Annotated in this window: 11 protein-coding genes and 1 pseudogene; 10 read left to right on the top strand and 2 right to left on the bottom strand. The window is 66.1% G+C overall.

Annotated features, from left to right (window positions below; translation table 11 throughout):
* The first annotated feature begins 354 nt into the window (after positions 1-354).
* The 4 genes from CY652_RS01315 to CY652_RS01330 all read left to right on the top strand — a co-directional run bounded on the left by CY652_RS01315 (position 355) and on the right by CY652_RS01330 (position 9562).
* Positions 355-6798 (top strand): YadA-like family protein, encoded by a 6444-nt coding sequence (locus tag CY652_RS01315; protein WP_102128864.1) that lies wholly within the window; start codon positions 355-357, stop codon positions 6796-6798.
* An 88-nt stretch (positions 6799-6886) separates the two neighbouring features.
* Entirely contained in the window at positions 6887-8020 is a 1134-nt protein-coding gene (locus CY652_RS01320; protein WP_102128865.1) for a DUF2827 family protein, read from the top strand.
* On the top strand, positions 8020-9177 hold the full coding sequence (locus tag CY652_RS01325) for a DUF2827 domain-containing protein (RefSeq protein ID WP_102128866.1): 1158 nt from the start codon (positions 8020-8022) through the stop codon (positions 9175-9177). Before CY652_RS01320 ends, CY652_RS01325 begins: the two co-directional genes overlap by 1 nt.
* 70 nt (positions 9178-9247) lie before the next feature.
* Positions 9248-9562 carry a hypothetical protein gene (locus CY652_RS01330; protein ID WP_102128867.1) on the top strand — a complete coding sequence of 105 codons (315 nt, stop codon included), beginning with the start codon at positions 9248-9250 and terminating at the stop codon, positions 9560-9562.
* Between the two features lie 64 nt (positions 9563-9626).
* Here the strand turns inward: CY652_RS01330 and CY652_RS01335 are convergent, their stop codons facing one another.
* The gene (locus CY652_RS01335; protein ID WP_102128868.1) at positions 9627-10079 is read right to left on the bottom strand and encodes a hypothetical protein; all 453 of its coding nucleotides are present in this window, start codon (positions 10077-10079) and stop codon (positions 9627-9629) included.
* Positions 10080-10409: 330 nt separating this feature from the next.
* Here CY652_RS01335 and CY652_RS01340 point away from each other — a divergent pair, with 330 nt between their 5' ends.
* The 4 genes from CY652_RS01340 to CY652_RS01355 all read left to right on the top strand — a co-directional run bounded on the left by CY652_RS01340 (position 10410) and on the right by CY652_RS01355 (position 13356).
* Positions 10410-10655: a hypothetical protein gene (locus tag CY652_RS01340; RefSeq protein ID WP_102128869.1), complete on the top strand. Its 246-nt coding sequence runs from the start codon at positions 10410-10412 to the stop codon at positions 10653-10655.
* 448 nt (positions 10656-11103) lie between these two features.
* Positions 11104-11886, top strand: coding sequence for an amino acid ABC transporter substrate-binding protein (locus CY652_RS01345; RefSeq protein ID WP_258002139.1), 783 nt, complete (start codon positions 11104-11106; stop codon positions 11884-11886).
* 25 nt (positions 11887-11911) lie between these two features.
* On the top strand, positions 11912-12592 hold the full coding sequence (locus tag CY652_RS01350; protein WP_102128871.1) for an amino acid ABC transporter permease: 681 nt from the start codon (positions 11912-11914) through the stop codon (positions 12590-12592).
* Positions 12589-13356: an amino acid ABC transporter ATP-binding protein gene (locus CY652_RS01355; RefSeq protein ID WP_102128872.1), complete on the top strand. Its 768-nt coding sequence runs from the start codon at positions 12589-12591 to the stop codon at positions 13354-13356. The genes CY652_RS01350 and CY652_RS01355 overlap by 4 nt, the downstream gene beginning before the upstream one ends.
* Before the next feature lie 63 nt (positions 13357-13419).
* On the opposite strand, the gene CY652_RS01360 is transcribed toward CY652_RS01355, so the two are convergent.
* Positions 13420-14607, bottom strand: a complete 1188-nt coding sequence (locus CY652_RS01360) for a fumarylacetoacetate hydrolase family protein (protein ID WP_102128873.1) — start codon at positions 14605-14607, stop codon at positions 13420-13422.
* Between the two features lie 273 nt (positions 14608-14880).
* Between CY652_RS01360 and CY652_RS01365 the strand changes: the two genes are divergently transcribed.
* Positions 14881-15375: a 2,4'-dihydroxyacetophenone dioxygenase family protein gene (locus CY652_RS01365; protein WP_102129017.1), complete on the top strand. Its 495-nt coding sequence runs from the start codon at positions 14881-14883 to the stop codon at positions 15373-15375.
* Positions 15372-16108, top strand: a pseudogene (locus tag CY652_RS01370) (SDR family NAD(P)-dependent oxidoreductase). The gene CY652_RS01365 and the pseudogene CY652_RS01370 overlap by 4 nt, the downstream one beginning before the upstream one ends.
* Positions 16109-16182 lie beyond the last annotated feature (74 nt).

Genomic DNA, 16182 nt, shown 5'->3' on the forward strand with positions numbered 1-16182 from the left:
AAAGGTGGTCGATTTTATAAATGGCATGTTTGTCGATGTTCTATTTCGTGTTGAGAATTTTGTTTGTCAACAATATTCAGGTGGAATTTGGATCTGAATTCCGGGTTGATCGAGGTCAATCTCACTTTGGGCGTAGGTCGATAAATTCCGGGTGCGCTAAAAGATAAATTGCTCTGCTGTTTATAAAAATATAGATATCGAAGTAGATATTTGTAAATTGATCGTGGTGATTTGATTGCTGCCTTAAATGAGATAGGTAAAAGGCATTCATTTCGTTTAACTAAATGAAATTAAAGGTGGTTGGGGTGTCTTTGAAATTCTGGATTGGGGGTTGTTTCGCCATCGGGGGTGGGGATGAATAAGAGCTACAGAAGTGTCTATAACGAAGCGCTGGGGGCCTGGGTCGCCGTATCCGAAGTGGATAGCGCGAGGGGAAAGCGGACCCGGTCGAAGAAGGTTGCGGCGCTGGTGGCGACATCGATCGCGCTGGCCGGCATGCAGCTTGTTCCCTCCGGCGACGTTTATGCGTCGGTCGCGATAGCCGACGGGGGCGGTCTGGTGTCGGCCGGCAACGGCAATTCGCACTCGAATTCCAGTTCGAACGGAACCAGCGGTGGCGCGATCGCGTCGGGCAACGCCATCGCCATGGTTGGCGACGGCGACTGCACGAGACTCTCGCCGGCCAGCGGCCAGACGAATCTTTCCATGATCTACGGGTCCGGCACCAGCAATAACGGGCTCTACGGTTTCTCGAACCCGACGACTTCGGCGCAGGGCACGGGCAACACCTACAACCAGAATCCGACGAGCAGGGCTAATCCGAACACCTGGTCGACGGGGACGTCGGGCACCGTGCAATTCACCTATAACGGCACCACGGCCTTCCGGACGGAGGCTTACGGTCTGAATTCGTTCGCGGAATCGTGCGACGCGCACGCGACGGGCCTCGGCTCCGGCGCCATCGGATGGGGCGCCAATTCGAGCGGCCCGACGTCCCAGGCGCTCGGCGTCTATGCCAACGCGAGCGGCGCGGGTGCGCTGGCTTTCGGCACGCTGGCCGGCGCGTCGGCGCAGGATACGATCGCGGTGGGCACGCTTGCGAGTGCGTCTAGCACCAGCGCGATCGCCATCGGCGCGCAGACGACGGCCTCGGGCAACGCAGCCGTCGCGCTTGGCTACACGGCAACCGCCTCGGGCGACAATACCGTCGCCGTCGGCAACGGCGCCCAGGCGCTTTACGACGGCAGCGTGGCCATCGGCTACAACAGCTCGACGGGCGCCGCCGCGCCGGCCGGCACCGGTTACATGACCAACCAGGCCGCGCCGTCGGGCGAGGTGTCGGTCGGCAGTTCCGACAACCTGCGCCGCATCACCAACGTCGCGGACGGCTCCGATCCCACGGATGCCGTGACCGTCTCGCAGTTGAGCACGAGCAATTCGAGCCTTTCGACCGGCATCGTCAGCCTCTCGACGACGGAGGCGGCGGACGTCTCCTCGCTCTCGACGGGTCTTTCGACGACCAACAGCACGGTGTCGAACCTCTCGACGTCGACGTCCACGGGCATCGACTCGCTCTCGACGGGCATTGCCACGACGAACAGCAACCTGACCGTGCTGTCGCAATCGACCAGTACGGCCGTCGGCTCGCTGTCCACAACGCTTGGCTCCGCGGTGATGTACGACGACGCCACGCACGAGAGCGCGACGCTCGGCGGCGCCGGTGCGACGACGCCCGTCACGCTGACGAACGTTGCCGCCGGCGCGAATCCGCTCGACGCGGTGAACTTCGGGCAGTTGACCTCGCTGTCCACCACGGCCTCGTCGAGCGCGGCCTCGCTTTCCACCGCGGCGGCGTCGAGCACGGACTCGCTTTCCACGAGCATCGTCGCGGCCAACAGCCACGTGGCCAGCCTGTCCACGACGCTCGGCTCCACGGTCATGTACGACGACGCCACGCATACGGGCGTGACGCTCGGGGGCGCCGGCGCCACGACGCCCGTCACGCTGACGAACGTTGCCGCCGGTTCGAACCCGCTCGACGCGGTGAACTTCAGCCAGTTGGGTTCACTGTCTACGTCGGCGGCCACGAGTGCCGTTTCGCTTTCGACGGGCATCGCCACGGCCAATAGCACCGTTTCCCAGCTATCGTCCTCCACCAGCACCGCCCTCGCCAGCATCTCGTTCGCCGCCACCAATTCGGTGCTCTACGACGACACGGCGCATACGCACGTCACGCTCGGCGGCGCCAGCGCCACGACGCCCGTCACGCTGACGAACGTCGCGGCCGGCGTCGATCCGCTCGACGCCGTGAATTACAGTCAGTTGGGCTCGCTGTCCACGGCGACGGCCGCGGGCGTCGCTTCGCTTTCCACGGGCATCGTCGGGGCCGACAGCGGCGTTGCAAGTCTTTCGACCGCGACCGCCTCGAGCATGGGCACGCTGTCGACCGGCCTCAGTTCGCTTTCGTCGTCCACCTCGACGGACCTCGCCGCGCTTTCCGGTTCGACGTCCACGAGCCTCGGTTCGATCTCGACGAGCCTGAATTCGGTTTCGACCGGCCTCGGTTCGCTGTCCACCGGCGTTACCTCGCTCTCGACGGGGCTGGCCAACACCAACGATACGGTCGCCAGCCTGTCCACCGTCGCCTCCACGGGCATCGGTTCGCTCTCGACCGGCGTGTATTCGCTCTCGACGGGGCTCCTCACGACCAACAGCACGGTCGCCTCGCTGTCTTCCGGCGTGAACACGCTGTCCGCATCCACGGCGGAGGGCCTTTCCACCGCGAACGTGAGCATCGGCAGCCTGTCGACGGGCTTCTCGACCATGAGCGGCACCGTCTCGCAGTTGTCCACGGGCCTTCTCGGCCTGTCCGCCTCGATGTCGACCGCGACGACTTCGCTGTCGACGGGCCTCGGCAGCCTCTCGACGGCCACGTCGTCGAGCGAAGCGCTGCTGTCGAACAGCGTCTCGACGGTGGGCAGCAGCATGGCGTCCATCTCGGCCTCGGTTTCGACCGGCGCCGCCATCCTCTCGACGGGGCTTTCGACGACCAACAGCACCGTGGCCTCGTTGTCCACGATGGCGTCGACGGGCATCGACACGCTTTCCACGTCGCTGAGCACGACGACCAGCAACTTCGCCAGCCTGTCGGTATCGAGCTCGACCTCGGCTTCGTCGCTGTCCACCGGCCTTTCGACCGCGCAAAGCAACGTGGCGAGCCTGTCGTCTTCGACCTCGGCCGGCATCGCGTCGCTGTCCACGGGCAACCATTCGCTGTCGGCCTCCGTCTCGACGGGGCTTTCGACGGTCGGTTCGAGCGTCGGCAGCCTTTCGACGGGCCTCTCGACGGCCGAAGGCAACGTGGCTCAACTGTCCACGGGTCTCTCGACGACGAACAGCAACGTCTCCGTACTGTCGTCCTCGGCTTCGACGGGTTTCGCGTCGCTCTCGTCCGGCGTGACCGCACTCTCGGCTTCGACCTCGACCGGGCTTTCGACGGCCAACACGAACATCAGCAGCCTCTCGACCGGCGTCTCGACGACCAGCAGCAGCGTGGCGGTACTGTCGACGGGGCTGTCCACGACCAACAGTAACGTCGCCTCGCTGTCGGTGTCGGCTTCGACGGGCGTCGTCCAGCTCTCGACCGGTCTTTCGACGACGAACAGCAACGTGGCTTCGCTGTCGGTGTCGGCTTCGACCGGCATCAACTCGCTTTCGACGGTCGTTGCGACGGCAAGCAGCAACGTGGCGTCGCTTTCGTCCTCGGCATCGACCAGCGCGGGCTCGCTCTCGACGAGCGTGAACGCGCTGTCGGCGTCGACCTCGACGGGACTTTCGACGGTCAATACCAACGTCGGTAGCCTGTCGACGGGGCTGTCGAGCACTACCAGCACCGTGTCCACGCTGTCGTCGGGCCTGTCGACCACGAACAGCACGGTTGCCTCGCTGTCGGTATCCTCCTCGACGGGCATGACCTCGCTCTCGACCGGTCTTTCGACGACGACCAGCAATGTCGCGTCGCTGTCGGTGTCGAGCTCGACGGGCATGACCTCGCTCTCGACGGGACTTTCGACCACGAACAGCGCGGTCGGCCAGCTCTCGGTTTCGGCCTCGACGGGCGTCGCTTCGCTTTCGACGGGCGTCGTCGCGCTGTCCGCGTCGACTTCGACGGGCCTCGCGGTCGCGAACCAGAACATCAGCAGCCTCTCGACGGGTCTCTCGACGACCAGCAGCAGCGTGTCGGTGCTGTCGACGGGGCTGTCCACGACCAACAGCAACGTCGCTTCGCTGTCGGTTTCGGCTTCCACGGGCGTCGTCCAGCTCTCGACCGGTCTTTCCACGACGAACAGCAACGTCGCGTCGTTGTCGGTGTCGTCCTCGACCGGCGTCATGTCGCTTTCGACGGGCCTTTCGACGACGGCCAGCAATGTGTCGAGCCTGTCCGTATCGACCTCCACGACCACGGCGTCGCTCTCGAGCGGGCTGTCCTCGGCCAACGCAGGCATCACGACGCTGTCCGCGGGCGTGGTGAGCCTGTCGACCTCGGCTTCGACCGGCATCTCCTCGCTCGGGGCCGGCCTCGATTCGACGAACAGCAACGTCGCGTCGCTGTCGGTATCGTCCTCGACAGGCGTCAGCTCGCTCTCGACAGTGCTCTCGACGACCGACAGCAACGTGGCCTCGCTGTCCACGTCGAGTTCGACGGGCGTCGCCTCGCTCTCGACGGGGCTTTCGACGACCGACAGCAACCTGACCGGCCTGTCGTCCTCGACCTCGAACAGCGTCTTCTCGCTGTCGAGCGGCCTCTCGACGACCAACAGCGGCCTGGCCGACCTGTCGGTTTCGACCGCCACGGGCTTCAACCAGTTGTCGACGGGCTTCGTGTCGCTCTCGACAGGCATGACCGTGCTGTCCACGAACGTCGTCACGCTATCCGTTTCGACCTCGACGGGCGTCTCGTCGTTGTCCACGGGGCTCTCGACCACGAACGGCACCGTCTCCAGCCTGTCGCTCTCGGCCTCGACGGGCGTTGCCTCGCTCTCGACGGGCATGTCGACGACGAACAGCAACATGGCTTCGCTGTCGGTGTCGTCGTCCACGACCGCGTCGTCGCTCTCCACGGGGCTGTCCACGGCCAACAGCGGCATCACCTCGCTGTCGGCTGGCGTGACGGACCTGTCCGCGTCGTCTTCGACGGGTATCGCCTCGTTGTCCACCGGTCTCGATACGACCAATAGCAACATGACGTCGCTGTCGGTGTCGGCTTCGAGCAGCGCGAGCTCGCTCTCGACGGGTCTTTCGACGGCGAACAGCAACGTGGCTTCGCTGTCGGTGTCGAGTTCGACGGGCCTCGCCTCGCTCTCGACCGGCCTCTCGACGACGGCCAGCGGCATGACGAGCCTCTCGGCATCGACCTCGGCTGGCATCGGCTCGCTTTCGACCGGCCTCAACACGACGAACAGCAACGTGGCCTCGCTCTCGACGTCGAGTTCCACGGGCATCTCGTCGCTGTCCACCGGCCTGTCGACGACGAACAGCAATGTGACCTCGCTGTCGGTCTCGACTTCGACGGGCCTTTCCTCGTTGTCCACGGGCCTCGACACGGCGAACAGCAACGTGGCCTCGCTGTCGACGTCGAGCTCGACCGGCATCGCGTCGTTGTCCACGATCGTCTCGACGTCCGGGAGCAACGTGACTTCGCTGTCGGCCTCGGCCTCGGTCGGCATCGGTTCGCTTTCGACGGGCCTGTCGACGACGGACAGCAACATGGCTTCGCTGTCGGTATCGAGTTCCGCGGGCATCGGCTCGCTCTCGACGGGTCTTTCGACGACCAACAGCACGGTGGCCAGCCTGTCGACCGGGATCGGCGACGCGCTTTCGACCGCCAGCTCGGTTTCGACCGGCATGAGTTCGCTGTCGACGGGGCTGTCCACGACGGTTTCGACGGTCAACTCGATCTCGACCTCGGTCGAGCCGGTCGTCTCGATGATCAGCTCGGCGAACTCGGCCGGCGATGCGTTCGGCGGCGTGCTCTCCGGCGGCCGCAACGCCGACGGCACGGTGCAGACACAGGGGCAGACGGGCGGCGCGATCAGCAACGTCGATGCGTCGTCCTGCACTTCGGTGTCGGGCGTGGACGCCACGGGCACGGGGCTTTGCGCCAAGGCGCAGGGCGACGGCGCCACGGCCTACGGCTCAAACGCCGTGGCGAGCGGCACGGATACCACGGCGATCGGCTTCCGGGCCACGGCGACCTATGCCGGCTCGGTCGCGCTCGGCTACAACGCGCAGGCGATCGCCGATCCGACCGTCGCGATCGGCGCGAACTCGGTGGCCTCGGGCGACAACTCGGTGGCGCTCGGCGCCGGTGCGGTGGCGCGCGGTTCGAACTCGGTGGCGCTCGGCGCGAACTCGGTGGCGACCCAGGACAACACGGTGTCGGTCGGCTCGCAGGGTAACGAACGCCGGATCACCAACGTCGCGGCGGGTATCGACCCAACCGACGCCGTCAACGTCGGCCAGTTGAATAGCGCGATCGGCGGCGTCCAGGGGCAGATCAACGAGGTGGCACGCAACGCCTACTCCGGCGTCGCGGCAGCGACCGCGCTGTCGATGATCCCCGAGGTCGACCCGGGCAAGACGCTGTCGTTCGGTATCGGCGGCGCGACTTACGCCGGCTATCAGGCCGTGGCATTCGGTGGCACTGCGCGCATCACGCAGAACATCAAGGTCCGGGCCGGTGTCGGCATCAGCAGCGGCAGCACCGCCGTCGGCGTCGGGGCTTCGTATCAGTGGTAAGCCCGCGGTACTGACGGTTGTCAGGTGACTTGGCCGGCCCCTTCCCGCAGGGAGGGGCCGGTCAGGTCCGTTCAGGGAACCAGGCCGGATGCGTATCGGAATTTCCATTCTTAGCCACGAAGGCCAGAGCATCTGGCAGAACGGGTTGGGCCAGAACGTCGTGTTTCTGGCCCAGTTGTTCAGACGACTGCCGTTCGTTCGCGACGTCGTGTTCATCGACGTCGGCAGCGAGCGCAGTCTGCCGCGCGAGGTCGAGGCCATAGCGGGGCAATGGCGCATCGTCACGCAGCAGGAGGCGACGGACGAGGTCGACGTCGTCATCGAAATGGCGGGCGCGCTCGACACGAAATGGCTCGACCTGATGCGCCGGCGTGGGCGTAAGGTCGTGTACTACTGCTGCGGCCAGCCTTATGTCGGGCTTGTCGAGCCGTCCGTATTCGACCGCCCGGCGCCGACTTCGCGTCCGGACCGCTGCGACGAAGTCTGGCTGCTGCCGAAGGATCGGCTGGCGCGTTCGCTCATGAGCACGATGCACCGCTGCCCGGTGCACGTCGTGCCGTTCGTCTGGCATTCGGGGTTCGTCGAGGGGCGCATCGCCGAAGCGGCGGCGCACGACGTGCGCTACGGCTACGAAGCGAATCACGTCGCCGGCGCGGGGCTGCGGGTCGCCATCTTCGAGCCGAACATCTCGGTCGTCAAATCGTCGAGCATTCCGATGCTGGTCTGCGACGAGGCCTATCGCACGAATCGCGAGAGCGTGACGCAGATGCACGTGCTCAACACGCTGCACATGAAAGACCACATGACGATGCTGCATCTGGCGAATTCACTGGACCTCGTGCGCGATCATCGCGCGCAGTTCCACGGCCGCTGCGACGTGGTCGGGTTCATGGGGCAGCACGCCGACGCCGTGGTTGCCCATCAGTGGGAAAACGACCAGAACTACAGCTATCTCGACGTTCTTTACGGCGATTACCCGCTCGTTCACAACTCGCCCTGGCTGGCCGGCGCGGGCTATTACTACCCGGGGTTCGACGCGGTCGGCGGCGCGCAGAAACTGGTGTTCGCCATGCAGCAGCACGGCCGGCAGATCGACGCCTATCGCGCCCGCACGCGCGCCGTCATGGACGCCGTGAATCCGTTCAGCCGGAAGAACCTCGACACCTACGCCCAGCGGCTCAAGGCGCTGGCGGGCGAGGCGCATTTCGCGCGGGAGGCGTGATGGCCGAAGGTTTGCAAGCTACCGGGCCGCGCGGGCTCAAGGTCGGCGTGTCGCTCTTCGTGCGCCGGGGCGGCCAGTCGCTGTGGGAAAACGGCATCTTCCAGAACTGCCTCTTTCTCGTGATGTTGCTGCGCTGCGTGCCTTCGGTCGCGGAGGTCTACCTCGTGACGGGCGGCGACGGCGAGCCCGACGATGCGCGCCGCCTCGTCGAGGACGTGCCGGCCCCGCTGATCGACATGGCCGATGCCGCCTCGCGCCTCGATCTGATGATCGAAATGAGCGCGCAGCTCGATCGCGAGTGGATCGTCCGGTTCCGGGAGCGCGGCGGCAAGGTTGTTTCGATGCGCGTCGGCAACGACTACGTGATCGACATCGAGCGCATGATTTTCGACCGGCCCCATGCGCTGCTCGTGAGCGGCGCGCCGTATCACGAGATATGGACGCTGCCCGAGTACGAGCAGACCTGCGCGCCGTACTACCGCAGTGCGATGCGCGCGCCGGTGCGGATCATGCCGCATCTGTGGAGCCCGGTCGTGCTCGAGCGGGCCGCGGCGCGCGAATCGGCCGGTCGGCCCTTCGGCTATCGGCCGGGCCGCGCGCGCTGGAGAGCCGGCATCTTCGAGCCCAACATCTGCATGGTCAAGACGAGCCACGTGCCGATGCTGTGCTGCGAAACCGCCCATCGGAGCAACCCCGATCTGCTCGAACACGTCTGGGTCTACAACACGCTGGCGCTCAAGGAGCACGCGGGGTTCTACAGCTTCGCGAACAGTCTCGACATCGTCAGGCACGGGCTCGCGTCGTTCGAGGGACGGTTTCCGTTCTATCAGATCGTGGCGTCGTACGTCGACGTGGTCGTTGCCCATCACTGGGAAAACGCCCAGAACTATCTCTACTACGAGTCGCTCTACGGCGGCTACCCGCTCGTCCACAACTCGCATCTGATCGGCGACTGCGGATATCGCTATCACGACTTCGACTGCGAAGAGGGCGGGCAGACGCTGCTGCGAGCCTTTGCGGAGCACGACCGGAATCTCGACTCATACCGGCGCACCGCCGGGGCCTTCCTGCGCACGCTCGACCCCGAGTACGAAGGCAACGTTCGGGCCTACGGCGAAGCGATCGACCTGCTTTTTGCGGCCGAGACCGTGAATTGACGGGCGGGACCGCCGCGGGGGCGGCCCCTTCTTCCACACGACTATCTATCTGTAAGCGAGGAAAGACCTTATGAAAATCGGGATGCTGCGTGCCGTATCGACGGCGGTGAGTTTCGTTTTTATTGCCGGATGCTCGATGTGGGCGGGGCCGATGCAGGACACCGAGGCGGTGACGATGAGGGACGGCACGCATGCCATGAAGGTGCAGTGCGAAGGGCTTTTCGGCAGCACGGACGTCTGCGTGAAGCAGATGCAGAAGGTCTGCACCGGCAGGCAGGTGAGGATTCTCGAGATTACCGATACCGGCAGGCTCGGCCTTGCGCCGGCCGGCCGTGCCCGCGAATTGACGTTTGCCTGCGAGGGCGGCGCGCCGCAGCGGAAGTAGCAGCGCCTCGCGAAGGGGCCGACGGGAGGGCAGGGCTTAGTACCCCCCACCCAGTACCCGCTACTCAGTATGCGTTCTGATGGGTCCGGAAGAGCGGCGCGATCGCCATGTACGCGCCGCGCAGCCAGGCGTGGCCGGTCGCCGTGGACCGCGCCTTGCGGGCCGGGGCGGCCGTCGCGACGAGGTCGCCGCGGAACACCTTGCCCTTCGCCGTGTACGACGTGCCGTGCATCGAGAGGCGCGCGCCGCGCGGAATGTCGGGATGGTGCTCGACGAGCTCGACGTTCCAGACCGACGAGAGCATGTCCTTGCAGACCCATTGCAGGATTTTCGTGCGCGGTGTCTCGCAGACCCGGACGCGTGCCGGCTGCGAAAGCCACGGATACGTCTGGCCCGACGCGGACTCGATGCACAGCCGGTGCACGATCGCGACCTTGCCGCATTGACGACGATATTCGTCGAGGGCGCGCTGTTCGAGAACGGGGACCGGGACCTGGCTGGTTTCGCGTGCTGACATGATGACCTCCGCCTGTTTGTTGAAATCGAGTCTAGGACGGGGTCCGCGAATTGCCGCGCGAACTTGATGGTTTGTTACGTTTGACGGCCGGCAGCCGGGGCTTTGCGTCCGCGGCTTCGGGAACGGCGGGCGGGGAGCCGGCGGAATCGGCCGGGAGGGGACAGACTGGTTCGCGGCTTCGGCGGCATTCCGGGTGCCCGGAAATGCCGGGAATCGCCGGCCGGCAAGCCCGGCGGGCGCGGCCGCGTAGCGATTGCGCCACAACATTCGCCGCCAGCCGTGCGAGAATGGCTGGAATCGATCTCACCCCATGCTACCGAGGAAACGGCCATGAGCGAATCCATCACCATCGAACAGCTTCACGTTCGGCTTGCCGCCCAGGAGGCAATCACGGAAATCCTGATGAGGGTCTTTATCAAGTCGCCGGAGGACATGGCCGCGTTCGATGCCGGCATGGCCGCGTGGCTCGAAGGGCGGCAGAAAGCGTTCTCCGAAGGACACCGCGAGTTCACCGAAACCCAGATGGACGACCTGGCCACCGAGTTGGCCGACGTCACGCATTTCCTGAAGCTGTAAGCCTCCTTCTTCCGTCTTCATCGCGAGATACGCCACGTCCGCCAGTCCGGGTATCCGCGCCCGTCGATCGACGGGACCGACGCGGGATCAACGTATTGCGAATCATTCGGGGGCGAATTCCGTTTCGCCCTTCCCGCATTCCCGATTTCTTCCGCTTGTCCTTTCGTCCGGCCTTACCCGCTTCATCGATCTCCCGGTCCGGGTTGCGCCTTATTGCCGCGGTGTCTCCGGTGTCGGAGTATCGCGGCGAAAGCCGTTTTGCGACGAGGCCCTGGCGGACCTTTTATAGCTGGAAAGCATATCGTTAAGACGTCAAATGCTTTGTGAAAGCCGGGCGCGTTTGTTACAGTCCGCTCCACCGCGAAAAACGGCCGTCGCAGGCCGGGAGGGCGGGTCGCCGAATCCGGATTACTGACAAGGACAAAAGGACAACGCTATGGAATTCAAGTTGACGAAACCTCTCCGATCCCTTCTGCTGGTCGGCCTCCTTCAGGCCTTCGCCGTGACGTCCGCCTTCGCCGCGGACGACCTCGCGCAGATTCACAGTTCGGGTGTGTTCCGGATCGGCACCGAAGGCACCTACGCGCCGTTCACCTATCACGACGCGTCAGGCCAGTTGACGGGCTTCGACGTGGACATCGGGCGGGCCATCGCGCAGCGGCTCGGCGTCAAGGCCGAGTTCGTCGAGGGCAAGTGGGACGGCCTCATCGCGGGTCTCGACGTGAACCGCTACGACGCGGTCATCAACGAGGTGTCCATCACCGACGCGCGCAAGGCGAAGTACGATTTTTCCGATCCGTACATCACGGCGCACGCGGCGCTGATCGTGCGCTCGGACAACACGACCATCAAGTCCTTCGACGATCTGAAGGGCAAGAAGGCGGCCGAGACGCTGACGAGCGACTTCGGCCAGATCGCCCGCTCGCACGGCGCCGACGTCGTGGCGGTGCAGGGCTTCAACGAGGCGATCGGCCTGCTGACCTCGGGCCGCGTCGACGCGACCGTCAACGACAGTCTCTCATTCCTCGACTTCACGAAGCACCGGCCCGACGCGAAGGTGAAGATCGCCGCGGTCGACGCGGGCGACAACAGCGAGAAGTCCGGCGTCCTGATCCGCAAGGGCAATCCGGACCTGCAGGCGGCCATCGACAAGGCGCTGGCCGACATCAAGGCCGACGGCACCTACGGGAAGATTTCGTACAAGTATTTCGGCAAGGACGTGTCCCGGTAAGCGGCTCGCGTAGTAAGGGGCGATCATGCCGGCATGGCTGCAATTGATGGGGCAATCGCTGTGGCCCCTGCTCTACGCGGGACTGGCTTTCACGGTCCCGCTCACGCTGATCTCGTTCGCGATCGGCCTCGCGCTCGCCTTCGCCGCCGCGCTGGTGCGGCTCTTCGGGCCGCGCTGGGCGGTGGCCGTCGTGCGCTTTTACGTCTGGCTGTTCCGCGGCTCGCCGCTGCTCGTGCAGCTCTTCGTGATTTTCTACGGCCTGCCCAACGTGGGCATCGTGCTCGATCCGCTCACGGCCGCCGTCATCGGCTTTTCGCTGAACGTCGGCGCGTACAACTCGGAAGTGATCCGCGGCGTGATCGAGTCGATTCCGAAGGGCCAGTGGGAAGCGGCCTACTCGATGGGCATGACGCGCGGCCAGGCGCTGCGCCGCGCGATCCTGCCGCAGGCGGCACGCGTCGCGCTGCCGCCGCTTTCGAACGCGTTCATCTCGCTCGTCAAGGACACCTCGCTCGCGGCCGTGCTGACGGTGCCGGAAATCTTCCAGGCCGCGCAGCGCATCGCGGCCGTCACCTACGAGCCGCTGATTCTCTACACCGAGGCGGCGCTGATCTACCTCGTGTTCAGTTCCGTGCTGTCGTCGGCACAGGCGCGGCTCGAAAAGCGCTTCAGCCGGCACGCTCATTTCCAGGCGGACCACGGATGATCCGGCTGCAGCATATCGACAAGCATTTCGGCAGCCATCGCGTGCTGTCCGACGTGAGCCTCGCGCTGGCGCCGGGGCAGGTGACGGCGCTGATCGGCCCGTCCGGCAGCGGCAAGAGCACGCTTTTGCGCTGCGTGAATCTGCTCGAAATTCCCGAAGCCGGCTCGCTCGAACTGGCCGGGCAGCGCGTCGAGTTCAGCGAGACCGCGCGCCCCGCGCGCGAGACCGTGCTCGCGATCCGGCGCCGCACCGGCATGGTGTTTCAGAACTTCCAGCTCTTTCCGCACCGCACGGCCATCGAGAACGTGATGGAGGGGCTCGTCACCGTGCAGAAGTGGGAGCGCGAGCGGGCGCGCCAACGGGCGCGCGAGCTGCTCGAGAAGGTCGGCATCGCGGACAAGGCCGATGCCTGGCCCTCGACGCTCTCCGGCGGCCAGCAGCAACGCGTCGCGATTGCGCGCGCGCTCGCGCCGTCGCCCGAAATCCTGCTCTGCGACGAGCCGACCTCGGCGCTCGATCCGGGGCTCGCGGCCGAGGTCGTCGAGGTGCTGCGGCAACTGGCCGGCGAGGGCATGACGATGCTGATGGCGACGCACGACCTGCGGTTAGCCGCCTCGATCGCGCGCGACGTCGTGTTCCTGCGCAACGGTTCGGTCGTCGAGGCCGGCCCGTCGCGCGAGCTGTTCACGCAGCCGCGCGAGGCCGAAACGGCCGCCTTCATCTCCACGCTCACACAGACGCTGCCCGGCGCCTGGGGCGGCTGACGCACCGTCCTCGATTGCGCACGCTTCAAGCGGCCTTGCCGCTCGAAAGCGGCGCGATGCCGCTTAGCGCCCGGCGCTCAACCCGCGTTCGGCGAGGTTGCGATAGAGAGCGCGCGCGCCGAAGGTCCAGGGCGCGATCTGCGTGGCGAGCCGCACCGTGTTGACGAGCGCACCGAGTGGCGGCGCCGAAATCGTGACGACGTCGCCCAGGTGATGGGTGAACCCGCCGCCCGACGTGTCGCGATCCTCGATCGGCGAGAACATCGTGCCGAGAAACAGCATGAAGCCGTCCGGATACTGATGATGCGCGCCGCAAGTCTGGGCGACGAGCTCCGCCGGGTCCCGGCTGATCTGCTGCATGTGGCTCACCCCTTCGAGCACGAAGCCGTCGTCCTCGCCCTCCACGCGTAGCGACACGCTCGTCGCGCGCACCGTGTCGAGCGTGAAATTTCCGTCGAAGAGCCGCACGAACGGACCGATCGCGCACGAGCCGTTGTTGTCCTTGCATTTGCCGAGCAGCAGCGCCGAGCGGCCTTCGATGTCGCGCAGGTTCACGTCGTTGCCGAGCGTCGCGCCGACCGGCGTGCCCGCGCTGTCGACGGCGAGCACGATCTCGGGCTCGGGATTGTTCCAGACCGACGACGGCAGCAGGCCGATGTCGGCGCCGAAGCCCACGGCCGACATCGGCTGCGCCTTCGAGAACACTTCGGCGTCGGGGCCGATGCCCACTTCCATGTATTGCGACCAGGCCCCGCGGCGCTGGAGTTCGGCCTTGAGCCGCATCGCGGCGTCCGAACCCGGGCGGATGCGCGAGAGGTCGGTGCCGACGAGTGCCGCGATGGCTTCGCGCGCTTCTTTCGCCCTTGCCGGATCGCCGCCGGCCTGCTCCTCGATCACGCGCTCGATGAGGCTCACGGCGAACGTGACGCCGCACGCCTTGATGGCCTGGAGATCGCAGGGCGCGAGCAGCGTCGGCGCGCCGGTCCCGGCATCGCGACCGGCGCTCGCCGCGAGCAGCGCCTCGACGCCGCCGAGCGATTCGCCGTCGGCCTCGCGCGCGAGGCGAGCCGCATCGGGCAGATCGAACAGGTCGGCCGCGGTCGGCACCGTGGCCGTGATGTCGAAGACTTCGCCGTCGCGCACGGTCACGATGCTGGGGCCGGCATGCGGACCGTGCCGCCAGACGCGGCCGACGAGCGTGGCGTGTCCGGAATCGTGGGGCAGGCAGGCGGAAGCGGAAAAGGGGCGCATGGGTCGGGGCCGAAGAGGGGCAATGGCTTCATCGTAGTAGACGGCCGGCGAGCCCGTCTATCGGGAGGGCATCGGGGTAAACGCAGGGTCCTGACCGGGTAAGCGCGCGTTGACAGTCGTGCGCTCCGGTTCTAGTCTGATGTCCAGAATACGAAATCAATGCCCATATTATGGATATCCGGCGAGGATAAAGGAGACACGGTGAACGCAAAGGACACCCCGCAAGGCATCGCCGGCGGCAGCCGTCCGGACGGCCCGCCCTGGCCGGCCACGATGCCGTATCAACTGCCGTTTCCGGCTGAGGCGCAAAAGGAGATCGTCGTGCCGTCGGCCGTCCCCGACGACGAGCGCATCTGGGTGCCGCAGGCCGAGAACGTCTGGTTCCGGCCGCTGTGCCTGAACGCCTCGCAGGGCTACTGGATGAACCTGCTGCGCGTGCGCCGCGCGGGCGTGTTGAGCCGCCACCGGCATCCGCAGAGCGTGCACGGCCTCGTGCTGAAGGGCCGCTGGCGCTACCTCGAACACGACTGGATCGCGACCGAGGGCAGCTACGTGTTCGAGCCGCCCGGCGAGACGCATACGCTCTACGTGCCCGAAGACGTCGAGGAAATGATCACGTATTTCCAGGTGAACGGCGTCATGTATTACTGCGACCCGTACGGCAATCACACGGGCTACGAGGACGTGTTTACGAAGATCGACATGTGCCGCCGGCATTACGCATCGAACGGGCTGGGCGAGCGCTACGTCGATCAGTTCATTCGATGAGCGCTGTCGCGCACGGCGCGCCGCGATACGACTTCAGCGGCACGGTCGCGGTCGTGACGGGCGGCGCGCAGGGCATCGGCCGGGCCATCGTCGAGGCACTGGCGCAGAGCGGCGCCGCGACGGTCGACTGGGACCTGCACGCGGAAGAAGACGGGTCGGGCTATCGCGTCGACGTCTCGAAGCCCGAGACCGTTGCGCGCGCGGCGCGGGCCACGCTCGAACGTTTCGGCCGCATCGCGTGCTCGTCAACAACGCGGGTTTCGCGGGCCCGACCGGCCCGCTCGACGCGTCCGATCCCGATACGTGGGCGCGCGTGATCGACGTGAACCTGCTCGGCGTCTATCGCGTTTGCCGCGCCGTCGTGCCGGCCATGCGCGCGGCGGGCTACGGCCGCATCGTCAACGTGGCCTCGCTGGCCGGCAAGGAAGGCACGCCGGACGCCTCGGCGTATAGCGCCGCGAAGGCCGGCGTGATCGCGCTCACGAAGTCGCTCGGCAAGGAGCTGGCGCGCTCGGGCGTGCTCGTCAACGCCATCGCGCCGGCCGCGATCGGGACGCCGCTGTTGCGGCAGATGTCGGACGAGCACGTGCGGACCATGATCGGCAAGAGCCCGCTCGCGCGGCTCGGCACCGTGGAGGAGGCGGCCGCGCTCGTGCTCTGGCTCGCGTCGTCGGCCTGCACGTTCAGCACCGGCGCGGTGTTCGATCTGTCGGGAGGCCGCGCGACTTACTGAAATAACCGAAAACGACGGTCGGCAGACCGTTCGGGCGATACCGGACCCATTACAAGACCGGACCCAGGAGACAA

This window comes from Burkholderia sp. WAC0059 (assembly GCF_002870125.1).
GTDB lineage: Bacteria > Pseudomonadota > Gammaproteobacteria > Burkholderiales > Burkholderiaceae > Paraburkholderia.

Excerpts from the sequence above, each read along its gene's own strand:
- CY652_RS01315 (WP_102128864.1), top strand. The coding sequence starts at position 355 with ATGAATAAGAGCTACAGAAGTGTCTATAACGAAGCGCTGGGGGCCTGG.
- CY652_RS01320 (WP_102128865.1), top strand. The coding sequence starts at position 6,887 with ATGCGTATCGGAATTTCCATTCTTAGCCACGAAGGCCAGAGCATCTGG.
- CY652_RS01325 (WP_102128866.1), top strand. The coding sequence starts at position 8,020 with ATGGCCGAAGGTTTGCAAGCTACCGGGCCGCGCGGGCTCAAGGTCGGC.
- CY652_RS01330 (WP_102128867.1), top strand. The coding sequence starts at position 9,248 with ATGAAAATCGGGATGCTGCGTGCCGTATCGACGGCGGTGAGTTTCGTT.
- CY652_RS01335 (WP_102128868.1), bottom strand. The coding sequence starts at position 10,079 with ATGTCAGCACGCGAAACCAGCCAGGTCCCGGTCCCCGTTCTCGAACAG.
- CY652_RS01340 (WP_102128869.1), top strand. The coding sequence starts at position 10,410 with ATGAGCGAATCCATCACCATCGAACAGCTTCACGTTCGGCTTGCCGCC.
- CY652_RS01350 (WP_102128871.1), top strand. The coding sequence starts at position 11,912 with ATGCCGGCATGGCTGCAATTGATGGGGCAATCGCTGTGGCCCCTGCTC.
- CY652_RS01355 (WP_102128872.1), top strand. The coding sequence starts at position 12,589 with ATGATCCGGCTGCAGCATATCGACAAGCATTTCGGCAGCCATCGCGTG.
- CY652_RS01360 (WP_102128873.1), bottom strand. The coding sequence starts at position 14,607 with ATGCGCCCCTTTTCCGCTTCCGCCTGCCTGCCCCACGATTCCGGACAC.
- CY652_RS01365 (WP_102129017.1), top strand. The coding sequence starts at position 14,881 with ATGCCGTATCAACTGCCGTTTCCGGCTGAGGCGCAAAAGGAGATCGTC.